This is a genomic window from Bacillus sp. SRB_8 (assembly GCF_003264205.1).
In the GTDB taxonomy this organism is placed as follows: domain Bacteria; phylum Bacillota; class Bacilli; order Bacillales; family Bacillaceae_G; genus Bacillus_A; species Bacillus_A mycoides.
On the sequence record NZ_NADT01000049.1, the window covers coordinates 35,081 to 48,462 of the forward strand.

General features: G+C 35.3%; 15 protein-coding genes and 1 rRNA gene. 1 reads left to right on the forward strand and 15 read right to left on the reverse strand.

Annotated elements, in window-relative coordinates:
* Positions 1 to 178: 178 nt before the first annotated feature.
* The 5 genes from yabG to metG form a co-directional block, all read right to left on the reverse strand.
* Positions 179 to 1,042 carry a sporulation peptidase YabG gene (gene yabG, locus B5P40_RS28345; RefSeq protein ID WP_002009651.1) on the reverse strand — a complete coding sequence of 288 codons (864 nt, stop codon included), beginning with the start codon at positions 1,040 to 1,042 and terminating at the stop codon, positions 179 to 181.
* 110 nt (positions 1,043 to 1,152) lie between these two features.
* Positions 1,153 to 2,031 (reverse strand): 16S rRNA (adenine(1518)-N(6)/adenine(1519)-N(6))-dimethyltransferase RsmA, encoded by an 879-nt coding sequence (gene rsmA / locus B5P40_RS28350; protein WP_002091590.1) that lies wholly within the window; start codon positions 2,029 to 2,031, stop codon positions 1,153 to 1,155.
* On the reverse strand, positions 2,028 to 2,585 hold the full coding sequence (gene rnmV, locus B5P40_RS28355) for a ribonuclease M5 (protein WP_002029323.1): 558 nt from the start codon (positions 2,583 to 2,585) through the stop codon (positions 2,028 to 2,030). Before rnmV ends, rsmA begins: the two co-directional genes overlap by 4 nt.
* 260 nt (positions 2,586 to 2,845) lie before the next feature.
* The gene (locus B5P40_RS28360; protein ID WP_002009645.1) at positions 2,846 to 3,613 is read right to left on the reverse strand and encodes a TatD family hydrolase; all 768 of its coding nucleotides are present in this window, start codon (positions 3,611 to 3,613) and stop codon (positions 2,846 to 2,848) included.
* Positions 3,614 to 3,778: 165 nt separating this feature from the next.
* Entirely contained in the window at positions 3,779 to 5,761 is a 1,983-nt protein-coding gene (gene metG / locus B5P40_RS28365) for a methionine--tRNA ligase (RefSeq protein ID WP_412675364.1), read from the reverse strand.
* A gap of 519 nt (positions 5,762 to 6,280) precedes the next feature.
* Between metG and B5P40_RS28370 the strand changes: the two genes are divergently transcribed.
* Positions 6,281 to 6,565, forward strand: coding sequence for a transition state genes transcriptional regulator AbrB (locus B5P40_RS28370; RefSeq protein ID WP_000843037.1), 285 nt, complete (start codon positions 6,281 to 6,283; stop codon positions 6,563 to 6,565).
* A 20-nt stretch (positions 6,566 to 6,585) separates the two neighbouring features.
* Here B5P40_RS28370 and rsmI read toward each other — a convergent pair whose 3' ends face one another.
* The 10 genes from rsmI to rrf all read right to left on the reverse strand — a co-directional run.
* Entirely contained in the window at positions 6,586 to 7,461 is an 876-nt protein-coding gene (gene rsmI, locus B5P40_RS28375) for a 16S rRNA (cytidine(1402)-2'-O)-methyltransferase (protein WP_113710296.1), read from the reverse strand.
* On the reverse strand, positions 7,430 to 7,720 hold the full coding sequence (locus B5P40_RS28380) for a GIY-YIG nuclease family protein (RefSeq protein ID WP_113710297.1): 291 nt from the start codon (positions 7,718 to 7,720) through the stop codon (positions 7,430 to 7,432). Before B5P40_RS28380 ends, rsmI begins: the two co-directional genes overlap by 32 nt.
* Complete coding sequence (locus tag B5P40_RS28385) at positions 7,707 to 8,447, reverse strand: tRNA1(Val) (adenine(37)-N6)-methyltransferase (protein WP_113710298.1); 741 nt, start codon at positions 8,445 to 8,447, stop codon at positions 7,707 to 7,709. Before B5P40_RS28385 ends, B5P40_RS28380 begins: the two co-directional genes overlap by 14 nt.
* Positions 8,448 to 8,567: 120 nt before the next feature.
* Positions 8,568 to 8,918, reverse strand: a complete 351-nt coding sequence (gene yabA, locus B5P40_RS28390; protein ID WP_002009639.1) for a DNA replication initiation control protein YabA — start codon at positions 8,916 to 8,918, stop codon at positions 8,568 to 8,570.
* Positions 8,919 to 8,932: 14 nt separating this feature from the next.
* Positions 8,933 to 9,760 carry a PSP1 domain-containing protein gene (locus B5P40_RS28395; protein WP_002009637.1) on the reverse strand — a complete coding sequence of 276 codons (828 nt, stop codon included), beginning with the start codon at positions 9,758 to 9,760 and terminating at the stop codon, positions 8,933 to 8,935.
* A gap of 5 nt (positions 9,761 to 9,765) precedes the next feature.
* Positions 9,766 to 10,749, reverse strand: a complete 984-nt coding sequence (gene holB, locus B5P40_RS28400; protein ID WP_113710299.1) for a DNA polymerase III subunit delta' — start codon at positions 10,747 to 10,749, stop codon at positions 9,766 to 9,768.
* 35 nt (positions 10,750 to 10,784) lie between these two features.
* Positions 10,785 to 11,411 (reverse strand): dTMP kinase, encoded by a 627-nt coding sequence (gene tmk, locus B5P40_RS28405; RefSeq protein ID WP_002009634.1) that lies wholly within the window; start codon positions 11,409 to 11,411, stop codon positions 10,785 to 10,787.
* A 1-nt stretch (position 11,412) separates the two neighbouring features.
* On the reverse strand, positions 11,413 to 12,834 hold the full coding sequence (locus B5P40_RS28410; protein ID WP_098636433.1) for an aminotransferase class I/II-fold pyridoxal phosphate-dependent enzyme: 1,422 nt from the start codon (positions 12,832 to 12,834) through the stop codon (positions 11,413 to 11,415).
* Between the two features lie 81 nt (positions 12,835 to 12,915).
* Positions 12,916 to 13,095: a sigma factor G inhibitor Gin gene (locus B5P40_RS28415; RefSeq protein WP_002130199.1), complete on the reverse strand. Its 180-nt coding sequence runs from the start codon at positions 13,093 to 13,095 to the stop codon at positions 12,916 to 12,918.
* Positions 13,096 to 13,294: 199 nt separating this feature from the next.
* A 5S ribosomal RNA gene (rrf, locus tag B5P40_RS28420) occupies positions 13,295 to 13,382 on the reverse strand; the annotation flags it as partial.

A 13,382-nucleotide genomic window follows, 5' to 3' on the forward strand; every position in this document is an offset into this window, starting at 1 on the left:
CAATTATTAACCGCAATTCACAGACAATATCATTATAAAAGCATCATGCGTTCAAATAGATAGAAGAAATACTATATTCTAAAAGTATCATTGTATAGTCTGCACGTTCTTGCCGCTTTTTATCCAGACTCATTTAAATCATTTCCACATAAAAAAGCAAGATACGTATGTACCTTGCTCATTCGTCATAATGTTGAAAGGGCAATCCTGTTCGTAAAATCCCTCTTGTTTCAATTCCGCCTAGTCCCTTTTCGCCAGTAATTGTATTACGCACAACGTCCCATACATTTACTCTTTCCATAAATGAAGTGAAACTAATTTTGCCAACTACATATACAGGATCTAGAGCATGAATATTAATTCTAGACGGTGAACTAGCAAAATTAGCACCTGCCCGAATCAACGCCTCAAAGTGTGATTGACAAGCCCCAGCAAAAATAACGAGTTGATCTAACGATGGATACTTTTTCCGCACTTCTCGAACGGCCTGTACAAAATGTCTAGAATGTCTATATGCTGCTAAATCTCCCATAACTCCTTTTGACTTTGTATATGCATCATGTCCTGTAATAACTAAAATGTCTGGGCGAAAATGATCTATTAAGTCTACTACCTTTTCATGCATCTCCGTTTCCTTACAATGAATACCTTGAACAGGAACGCCTATTTTATTATATAAATCTAAGCACTTGCGCAAATATAAAGGATCTCCATCTATATGCAATACACGTCCTGGCATTTGAAAATAATTCACTTCACTTGTATATCCACCAGTTGAATTATGTTCATGTCTTTGTTTCATCAACACGTAATCTTGCTGAAACAACCGGTAAGTACGCTCCATCGTTTCTTTTTCACGCTTCACTCTATTTTTATGTTCTCGTTGATCTATACTAACTAAATCTGCAAGTGGTGCATCCGCCACAAGTCTAATTTCCTCTCCAAATAATATTGCCATATCGCCTTTTATTTCTATAATACGAAAAAGAATATCCCTATTATGAGAATATCGTTCAACTAATTCTCCAACATGTAAATCCATTCTCCTACCTCCAAACTCGTTAGGCCATCTTACCTGTTTTTAAAGTATGAATTTAGGAAAGGAAAGGTGACAAAAGGGACAGCTCAAGTTGAACTGTCCCTTTCATATTCTTATGACAATTTATGAAGAATTAATGCATTACTTAATGTTGCAAACTCTTCGATAGATAGCGTTTCGCCTCTTCGCTTCGGATCAATTCCTACTTCTGTCAAAATTCGATCCAACAGCTCTTTATCTTTCGGGAAACCATTTAAATTATTTGATAAATTATTCATTAAAGTTTTACGACGCTGTGCGAAACTCGCTCGTACTACTTCAAAGAAGAAAGTTTCATCTGTCACTTCTACAACTGGTTTAGGACGCTTTAGAAGACGGATAATCGCAGAATCAACATTTGGTTGTGGCACAAACACTGTACGCGGTACAGTCATAACTGTTTCTACCTCTGTATAATACTGAATGGCAATTGATAAAGAACCATACTCTTTCGTTCCTGGTTTAGCAGCTAAACGATCCCCAACTTCTTTTTGCATCATAACAACAAATCCACGAACCGGTAATTTTTCTTCAAGCAATTTAAATAAAATTGGCGTTGTAATATAGTATGGTAAGTTAGCTACTACCATTACATCTTGTCCTTCTTCAAATTGCTCACTAAACACTTCATGTACATCTGCTTTTAGTACATCTTTATTTATAACTGTAACGTTGCTATATGGAGCTAACGTCTCGTCTAAAATTGGTAATAATCTCTGATCAATTTCAAAAGCCACTACTTTTTTAGCACGCTTCGCCAATTGCTCTGTTAACGCACCGATACCTGGTCCAATTTCAATTGCGCCACTTTCTGAACCGATTTCTGCGTGATCAACGATACGATTTAATACATTCGTATCAATTAAAAAATTTTGTCCTAAACTTTTTTTGAATGAAAATCCATACTTTTCAACAATGTCTTTCGTACGATTTGGTGTTGCGATATCCTTCATTTTTTTTCCTCCTGTATTACTTGCTTATAAGCTTCTGCAAATGATTCCTTTGAAACCTGAAACATTTGTAAACGTTTATGTAACTGTTTTGCGTTTGTATAACCAATCTTTAATAGCTTACCCACTCTTTCTCTGCGACTCTTTGCCATTTCTCCGCCCACTAAGCCCGCATCGACTAGATCACTCCAACTAATTTCACTTGTGTAAGCTTCCATTTCTTCATGTATATTCTCTAAAGCACGGCGAATCGACTCATTAGAAGCATGTTCGATTCCAACACCTTTTTTCCTTTTAGCAAGTGCTTCTTCCTTCGTTAAAAAAGCATGCTTACATCCAGGAACCTTGTCAGAAATAATTTTTCGAATACGCTCTCCAGGATAATCCGGATCTGTGAAAATAATAACGCCTCGTTTTTGCTGCGCTAATTTAACTTGCTCAATAACGTGATCACCGATTGCTGAACCGTTCGTTTCGATTGTATCCGCATCAACAGCACGTTTAATCGCAACTGTATCATCTTTACCTTCTACAACGATAATCTCTTTAATTTTCATGCTTGCCTCCACACTCTTTTCATCTCTACTTAGTAAAACAAAAAAATGACGACTTTTCCATTATTATTTTCCCAATCGTACATTTTAAAAAGTAGAAGAGAAAAATCTTTGTTCACTATCCTTATTGTAACACTTCTATCTCCATCTTAATTTATCCGCAATATTTCTACACTTATGTTATGAGTAAATAGTGGGTTCTTATCACTTCTACTATCTCTCTTCTCAAAAAACAAAAAAAGAATGGGACTCCCCATTCTTTTTTATTCAACACCAAATAAGGATTTGGCATTCTTTGTTGTTACTTGTGCTACTTCGTCATAAGAAATTCCTTTTAAATTCGCAATTTCTTCTGCTACCAGTTTTACATAACTAGGTTCATTTCGTTTTCCTCGAAATGGGTGTGGTGTTAAATACGGGCAATCTGTCTCTATCAATAATTTTTCTAACGGAATCTCCATAGCAACTTCTTTCGGTTTCTTGGCATTTTTAAATGTTACTGGCCCACCTAATGAAATTAAAAAGTTCATATCGACACATCGCTGCGCTACTTCTACACTACCGCTAAAGCAATGCATAATGCCCCCTACTTCAGCTGCATTCTCTTCCTCTAGGATATCAACAATATCTTGAGTTGCATCGCGGTTATGTATAATAATCGGTAATTTCACCTTTTTCGCTAATGCAATTTGTTTACGGAATACTTCCTTCTGTATTTCTTTTGGAGACTTATCCCAGTGATAATCTAATCCCATTTCCCCAATTGCAACTACTTTAGGATGAGCCGCTAATTCTTCTAACCAAGCTAAATGTTCTTCTTTCATATCGATTGCATCAACAGGATGCCATCCAACTGCAGCGTAAATAAAATCATAAGCCTCTGCTAATTCAATTGCTTTCTTTATCGTTACTTCATCAAATCCAACAACAACTGTATATGTAACTCCCGCTTCTTTCATTCTCGCGATAACTTCTTGTAAATCTTCTTCAAATTGCTCTGCATTTAAATGTGAATGTGTATCAAACAACATAATAAATAACTCCTTTTATATTGAAATCAATTCTCTCATAGAAAAACTACACTCTTTCTAACTTAACGATAACAATACTTCAATTTTAATGCAAAAAACGGAATGTAAAAAGAAAAAAGACGCTTCACCAATGTTACACGTGAAACATCTCTTTTCTTGTCTCAATTACTTGATTTTTGTACCATTTGGTAAATTCTGGTCAATTGATGCTAATGACAATACGCCATTCTCTTCACCTGCTAAAATCATACCTTGTGATAATTCACCACGTAATTTTACAGGTTTTAAATTCGTTACACAAATAACCTTTTTACCTTTTAGTTCTTCTGAGGAATAGAATTTAGCAATCCCAGAAACCACTTGGCGCTTCTCTGTACCTAAATCAAGCTGAATTTTTAACAACTTATCTGCTTTTTTCACAGGTTCAGCGGATATTACTTCAGCTACTCGTAATTCTACTTTAAAGAAATCATCAATTGTAATTTCTTCTGCCTTTGGTTCTTCTGCTTTTTTCTCTTCTATTTTAGGAGCAGAACCTTGCATTTGTTCTTTAATATACCCCACTTCTACTTCCATTTCCAAACGAGGGAAGATTGGGTTTCCTTTTTCTACTTTTGTTCCAGCTGGAATACATCCAATTGTAGATAGGCTTTCCCAAGATTTATGCGCCTCTTCAGTAAGTCCAAGTTGAGCAAACATCTTACTTGGTGCTACTGTTAGGAATGGCATAAGCATAATACCTGTTTGACGAAGTACCTCAGCTAAGTGGGCCATTACAGACGCAAGTTTTTCGCGATCATTCTCATCCTTCGCTAATACCCACGGCTGCGTTTCATCAATATATTTGTTCGTACGGCTAACTAATTGCCAAATGGAACTTAGCGCTACAGAGAATTCCATATTCTCCATTGCCTCTTCTACTTTTTTCAATGTATCTTTGGCAAATGTCACTAACGTTTCATCGAACTCAGTTACATTTGCTTTAAATGCAGGGATTTCCCCGTTAAAGTATTTATCAATCATAGCTACTGTACGATTTAATAAGTTACCTAAATCATTCGCTAAATCAAAGTTGATTCGTTCAACAAATCCTTCTGGTGTGAATACTCCATCAGATCCAAATGGAACTTCGCGAAGTAAGTAGTAACGCAATGCATCTAATCCGTAACGATCAATTAGTGTAACTGGATCTACTACGTTTCCTTTTGACTTACTCATTTTTCCATCCTTCATTAAAATCCAGCCATGAGCAAAGACTTTCTTCGGAAGTGGTAAATCTAAAGCCATTAAAATAATTGGCCAATAAATTGTGTGGAAACGAACGATTTCTTTCCCAACTAAATGGACATCTGCTGGCCAGAATTTTTTATACTTCTCTTCATTTTCTGTTCCATATCCTAATGCAGTAATGTAATTAGACAACGCATCTACCCATACGTAAATAACGTGTTTTGGGTTACCTGGAACACGAACTCCCCAGTCAAATGAAGTACGAGAAACAGCTAAATCTTCTAATCCTGGTTTAATGAAGTTATTAATCATTTCATTTTTACGGGACTCCGGCTGAATGAAATGAGGGTTATCTTCATAGAACTTTAATAGTCGGTCTACATATTTACCCATTCTAAAGAAATAAGACTCTTCGCGAACAAGTTCTACAGCGTGACCACTATCTGGGCTTTTTCCACCAACTACTTTGTCACCTTCCATAATTGGATCTACTAATTGATGCGCTGTATAGAATGTTTCATCCTGTACAGAATACCAACCTTCATATTCATCAAGATAAATATCGCCTTGATCTACTAGCTGCTTGAAGATTTTCTCAACAACATCTTTATGACGATCTTCAGTTGTACGAATAAAATCATCATAAGAGATATCCATCTTCTCCCAAAGTTCTTTAATCCCTGATACAATGTTATCCACATATGCCTGTGGTGTAACATTTAGTTCTTCTGCTTTCTTTTGGATCTTCTGTCCATGCTCATCAGTTCCTGTTAAATAATGAACATTGTATCCTTGCATACGCTTATATCGTGCCATCGCATCTCCTGCTACTGTCGTATAAGCATGTCCAATGTGTAACTTTCCACTTGGATAATAAATTGGGGTAGTAATATAAAAGGACTTATTTTCCTCTTTCATCGTTTTGGACCTCCCGAATAACCTCATATGTATTTATAAACAGTATATCAAAAACTCATATATAAAGTGAAACTTTAATCCGTGGGGAGGGTTCATCCCCCATGGATTATTAGCTCACACCAATCGGGCTTTTACGAGCAGTTGATCTCCCACTTAACTTCTTTGCTCCGGCTAAATTTTAAAGTGGGAGTCTTACTGCTCGTTAATGCGGGATAAAAACGAGTTAATGCTCGATATCTTTATCATCTATTACTCATATTCAAAAAAATATACAATATATTTCCCGAAAAGTATAAACATTATAAAAAATAATACAAAACAATTGTAGAAATGACTTACATTCTATCATATATAAGAAGTATAAAAATCTATAAATCTTTTTTAAAAATATAGAATTTAATAATTGACGGAAATGTAAATGATTGGTATCATATGTCCATAGGGTATTTTGTCGAAAAATGACGAATCAAAAAAATAGACTCGAAACTTATAAACTATTTATTTAGGAGGAAAAGAATTATGAAATCTACTGGTATCGTTCGTAAAGTTGATGAATTAGGTCGTGTAGTAATTCCAATCGAATTACGCCGTACTTTAGGTATTGCAGAAAAGGATGCTCTTGAAATCTACGTTGATGATGAAAAAATCATCTTAAAGAAATATAAACCAAACATGACTTGCCAAGTAACTGGTGAAGTATCTGATGGTAACCTATCTTTAGCTGAAGGTAAAATTATCTTAAGTAAAGAAGGCGCTGAACAAGTCTTAAACGAACTTCAAGATTATATCGAAACAGCAAAATAAGCTTCTCAATTATGAGAAGCTTATTTTTTATCCACATGATAGATTTGATATACGTCTCGTTTCGACAAATCTCGGTCTTTAGCGACTGTTTTTATCGCTTCTTTTGAATTCATACCTTTTTCATTTATATAATGTTCAATATGATTATATACTGAAATAGATTCCCACCATTGTTCTTCTGGAGTAGGTTCTTCTGTTGAACCTGCTACTAAAATACAAAACTCACCACGAACTTCATTTTGCTTCGTCCACTCAATCGCTTCTTCAATTGTTCCACGAATAAACTCTTCAAATTTTTTCGTTAGCTCACGACATAATACGATTTCCCTATTTCCTAATACTTCTTGCATAGAGATTAAAGTATCATCTAAACGATGTGGCGCCTCATAAAACATCATTGTAGTTGGAATATAGCGTAGTTTTTCTAATTCAAGCTTACGTCCCTTTTTATTTCTTTGCAGGAAACCATAGAAATAAAAATGTTTTGTCTCAAGTCCTGATGCAATCAATGCTGTAAGGGCTGCATTTGCCCCAGGAAGCGGGATAACATGATATTGTTCTGCTACAGCCTCTACAACGATATCATAACCAGGATCTGAAATACATGGCATACCAGCATCGCTCACAATGGCTACAGTCTTACCTTCTTCTAACTTATCTAAAATTTTCCGTCCACTTACTCCTTTATTATGCTCATGATAACTCATAACTGGTGTTTCAATTTCAAAGTAATTACAAAGTTTCTTCGTTTGCCTTGTATCTTCCGCTGCAATAATGTCTGCCTCTTTTAAAATTCGGATTGCACGAAATGTCATATCCTCTAAATTTCCGATTGGAGTCGGTACTAAATATAAAACTCCCTTTTCATTTTGCTGAAAGCTTTTTTGCTGCCACATAGCGTTCTCCTTTTTGCATATATTCTTCTTTTTTTTTCCTCGTTAACTGCTTAAAGTGATACTCAGCTTGCATAGCTGTTCGTTTATCCTCGTAATCCTCTACATATTTTAAAACAACTGGAAGTCTAGCGCGTGTATATCTAGCACCTTTTCCACTATTATGGGTCTGAATCCGTTTTTCTATATGATTCGTGTATCCAGCATAATAACTTCCATCAGAACACTCCACCACATAAAAACAATGCTTATTCTTCTCCATATAAAATTGAACGAAGCTCCTTTGTATATTCATTGTTTTCTTCATATACAAAAAGAGGTGGTAAGATTTTTAAATCTGCATTCCCATCCTTAATTCCTTCAATTAACAATGTATTCGCTTCTTTACCAGCCTTAGGATAAACCAATCGCACACGTTTCGGTTCAATTTTGTATTTACGCATTAATGTGACGATGTCGAGCAAACGACCTGGACGATGTACAAATGCTACTTTCCCACCCTGTTTCACTAGCTGGCTACTTGCGTATACAACATCTTCTAGTGTGCACATAATTTCATGACGAGCTATCGCTAAATGTTCATTCATATTCTTCTCAGAAGTTTGTGGTGTTTGAAAATAAGGAGGATTACATGTTACAACATCATATTGATGACGTCCAAGTTTCTCCGGCATATCTTTCAAATCTCCATGGATTAAATGAATTCTTTCTGCTAAATTATTGTATTGAACGCTTCTTATTCCCATATCATATAAGCGCTCTTGAATTTCTACACCTGTAATCTTCCCTTTTGTCCTTGTACTTAATAAAAGAGGGATAACTGCGTTACCTGTACACAAATCAAGTAAATTACCTTTTTGAATTGGCACCCAAGCAAAATCTGCAAGTAAAACAGCATCCAAAGAAAAATTAAATACTGATGGACTTTGTACAATCTTCATATCTTGCGCTAATAAGTAATCTAAACGCTCATCTTCATATAAATTCATATATTGCTCCCTTTCTTACACTTAACCTACCCTATTTCATCTTCTATTAATGTAAAAATAAATTTCATTCTACTCTCATGTATAAAAAATTACCTTTCCAATTATATTGGAAAGGTAATCTCACTTTTTATTTAAAAATGACAGACAGAATAAACAATCTCCCTCTTTACGTACACTTCCATAATGTAGATTGCAAATATGAAAACCTTCTTGATATAGTCTCGCTAGATTATCGTAGCCTTCACCAATATCTGTCTTCGCCTTCATTTCTTTGCGTTTTTGAGTTTTTTGTTTTTCCTTGTTCTGCACTTCTTCAAAACGATGTCGCAAATTTTCATTTTCCATTTTTATATGTTGGTTTTCTTCCAATAATTCTGCAAGATGTTGTTTTAATTCTCCCAACTGTTTGTATAAATGTCCAATTTGCTCTTCCATACTAGAAACCGATGCAAAAATATCCTTTTTCTCCACAAGCACCCACCTCATTAATCTGTGGTTTGACTCGAAACGACCCCTTTATTCATTAATTCATCTAACGTATATTCTACTATCCGTTCCTTGTCTACTAGTTCCACTTGAATTAATCTTTCTAAAATATTTAATCCGATAACACGGCCAGTACCGTGCGGTGTTTGTATACGTTGATCTAAATCAGGAAGCTGTTCCTTTGCTGCCTCATATTCATCATTCTCATATTTTAAGCAACACATTAAGCGACCACATAAACCAGAGATTTTTGCAGGATTTAATGATAAATTTTGATCCTTTGCCATTTTAATGGATACAGGTTCAAAATCTCCTAAAAAAGTAGAACAACAAAGCATACGACCACATGGACCAATACCACCAAGCATTTTTGCTTCGTCACGAACGCCGATCTGTCTCAGCTCAATTCTTGTCCTAAAAATTGCCGCTAAGTCTTTCACTAGTTCCCGGAAATCAATCCGACCATCCGCAGTAAAGTAAAAAATAATCTTATTACGATCGAACGTATACTCTACATCTACAAGCTTCATATCAAGATTATGTTCTCCTACCTTTTGTTGACAAACTTGATATGCTTCTTTCGCAGCATGCCTATTCTCTTCAACAATGGTACGATCATTTTCATTTGCAATACGAATAACTTTTTTTAGCGGTAATACAACATCATTTTCATCAACTTGCTTTTTGGTAATAACTACTTTTCCGTACTCAATACCTCTTACCGTTTCTACAATTACAAACTCATTTTCTGAGATATCGAACTGATTTGGATCAAAGTAATATACCTTTCCGGCCTTCTTAAAGCGAACACCTACTACATCATACAAAACGGTCATCCCTCCTGCAACCGCAACACTAACTGTTCGAACACAAGCTGCGCATTTACATTAGCGTTGATTCTATTTTTTGCCTCTAATATATTAAAGAGAGCTGATACAATGCGCTTCTGAGCATAAGAAAAGGATTCAAACATCTCTTTCTGCTCATGAAAAACAAGACGATCTTCTTCTCCAAGTTGAACATATAATAAATCCTTATAAATAAGGAGTAACATATCTAAGCCTTGCTGTAATTGTTCTTTCTCTCCAAAGTGCTTCCCCCATTTTTCTTGTACAAAAAAAATAGAGGCCTTATCTTTTTCGAGTGCTTCACATAATTTTATCACTAAAGCTCTCGCTTGTGCAAACCATTCATCATTACACATTAATAAAGCTTCTTCAAAACTATTTGTAAGCTGCGCAGCAAGTGTAGATAAAGAAACTGTAATACCTTCTTCCTTTAACCTCTTAATTAAAGATTCTGTAGGCAACGGCCTAAACGTAACAACTTGACAACGAGATAAGATTGTATTTAAAATCTGATGACTTTGTTCAGTAAGTAAAATAGCTGTTGTATCACTACTTGGTTCTTCTAAAAACTTTAAGAGCGTATTCGCTGCATTTGCTGTCATACGATCTGCATGCTCAATAATATATACTTTTTTATTTGCTTCTAATCCTGTTTTTGAAAACTCTTCTTGTAAATCATGAATTTGCTGTTTTTTAATAGATAATCCATCTGGTTTTACAATATGTAAGTTTGGGTAGTTACCTGAATCAATTCGGCGACAATTCGTACATACATGACAAGGCTCTACACCATTTCTTTGTGAACAGAGAAAACTTTTTGCCATTTGAATTGCTGTGGCGAACTTCCCAGTCCCTTTCCCTCCCTCTAACAAGTAAGCGTGGGATATACGCTCTTTTGCAATGCTATTCATCAACATTTTGACACCGATGGGCTGTATAGCAGAAAGCTGCTCCCACGTATTTATCATACTGCATACCTCACTTATTTCATTCTTTCCTTCTATTATAACAATTTATCTTCTATAATCTGAACAACTTCTTCTATAAGTTTTTTCATTGGTTGATCAGCATTTACTAATACAATGCGATTAGAGAAACGCTCTACAACTTGTAAATACCCTTCACGCACACGTTTATGGAAAGAGATATCTTCCATATCTAGTCGATTTACTTCACGTCCTGCATCTTTTCCAATTCGTGCTAAACCTACCTCTGGCTCAATATCTAAATAGATTGTTAAACTAGGCATACAATCTTCCGTTGCGAAACGATTAATTTCAAATACTTTATCCATACCTAAGCCTCTTGCATATCCTTGATATGCTAAAGAGCTATCTATAAAACGATCACATAGTACAAGATAGTTTTCCTCAAGTGCTGGCATAACTTTTTCCACTAAATGTTGTCTACGTGCAGCAGCATATAAGAGCGCCTCTGTACGTGCTTCCATCATCGTATACTCTTGTTTATGTAAAATTGTTCTAATATCTTCAGAAATTGCAATACCACCCGGTTCTCTGGTCGCCATTACCTTTTGTTCCTTTTGCTCAAAATATGGTAATAAACTTTTAATTAATGTTGTTTTACCCGAACCTTCTGGCCCTTCAATTGTTACAAATAATCCCTTCATCCTAAAACCTACTTTCTATATCATACACGTTCATATATTTCGTACTACCTTGAAAACGAGCCCCTGTTTTCTCTAAATGAGTAATTTGCTTTGTATGTTCTTGAGTAATTCTCTCTCCATACATGATCAATGGAATTCCAGGTGGATACGGAATCACCATTTCTGCAGCTATCATACCAACGGCTTCTTCTATAGATACTAACTTCGTTTCGTATCTCTCTAATTGTTTATACGTATACGGTAAAGGGGAAATCTCCCCTTTATAAGTATAACGAATTGATGCTATCTTGTCTTTTACCTTATATTGCTGCATAGCTAATCGAATGATCTCTATAGCTTTCATATACCCCTCATTTACTTGTAACGGTAATATAAATAGGACGTTATATGGATCTGCCATTTCCGTATATATACCGACTTTTTCAAATACAGACTGTAATTCATACCCCGATAACTGACAGCGAGTTTGCACCGTAACTTTTAATTCATCTTGCGATGGATATTGCAAAATGGCTATTTGTGGGATAGATCGCAATCCTTCTTTAAATCGGCGTAAAAACTCAACGATTTCATCATGACCCTCTTCCTTTATAACTGCTATTGCAAAACGTGCTATATCAAGAGAAGCCATAATTGGATACGATGGGCTACTAGATTGTAGCATACTTAAATAGGAGGAAACTTTTTCTTCGCTCACCAAACGGCTATTTATATGTAAATAAGATCCCATTGTCATCGCAGGTAATGTTTTATGTGCGGAATGAACCACAATATCCGCACCATAAACTAATGCTGACTTCGGGAAGGGGTCCCCTATACAAAAATGCGCCCCATGTGCTTCATCTACTAGAACAGGAATTTTATGTGCATGTGCGTAAGCGATACTTGCCTCTAAATCAATTCCCATACCATAGTAATTAGGATGTGTTAAAATAAGTGCTTTTGCATTTGGATACTTTGTAATTGCCTCCTTAATAATTTCATCATGAACACCTACTGGTACGTTATGTACTTCATCAATCCATGGATTTAAAAAGACCGGATTAGCCCCTGCTAATTTCAAACCATTAATGATCGATTTATGACAATTTCTTTGTACGAGGACAATATCATGTTCGCCGCAGCAAGACAAAATCATTGCTAAATTTCCAACTGTTGAACCATTAATTAAAAAATAACTTTTGTGCACGCCATATACTTCAGCTAATAATTGCTGTGCTTCATCTATACATTCAAACGGGCTATGTAAATCATCTAATCCTGTTAACTCTGTTACATCAATTGATAATATGTCCTTAAACCCCCCTGAAGCTTTCTGAGGGAAGTTTAAACCATTCTTATGACCCGGAACATGAAAAGATAGTAGTCGCCTTTCTTTAAATTCCATTAGCGCCTCATATAAAGGCATACGATTTTGATTCATATATATATATCTTCCTTATTATTCATTCTGTATCTATTATACAGATATTAGGGCAAAAAAAATAATAGGCATAATGCCTATTTAAAAATATGATACTTCTAATTTTCGCAGTTGTTTTAAATAATGTATATACTTCGGGTCAGTTGTCTCAGTATTCACCAGATTTCTTTCGCACTCGTAACATATTAAATTATTATATACATATATTCCTTCCCCTCTTTTTGTCTCACAAACAATGCAAATTTCACTTGGTAATTTCATAATCTTTCCTCCCTTTTTAAATAAACATATTATATACCTCTATTCCTTAACAAATTTCTGGAAAATATACATCAATTTCTTATATAATATGATTTATTCTTGGGCAACGTGTTTGTATTACTTATGTATTCCCTTTACTTCTTTCATGTACTGTTTAAAAACAAAAAAACACAAGTCAAAAGACTTGTGTTTTTATCTTGCTTGGCGACGTCCTACTCTCACAGGGACAAGGTCCCAACTACCATCGGCGCTAGAGAGCTTAACTTCCGTGTTCGGTATGGGAACGG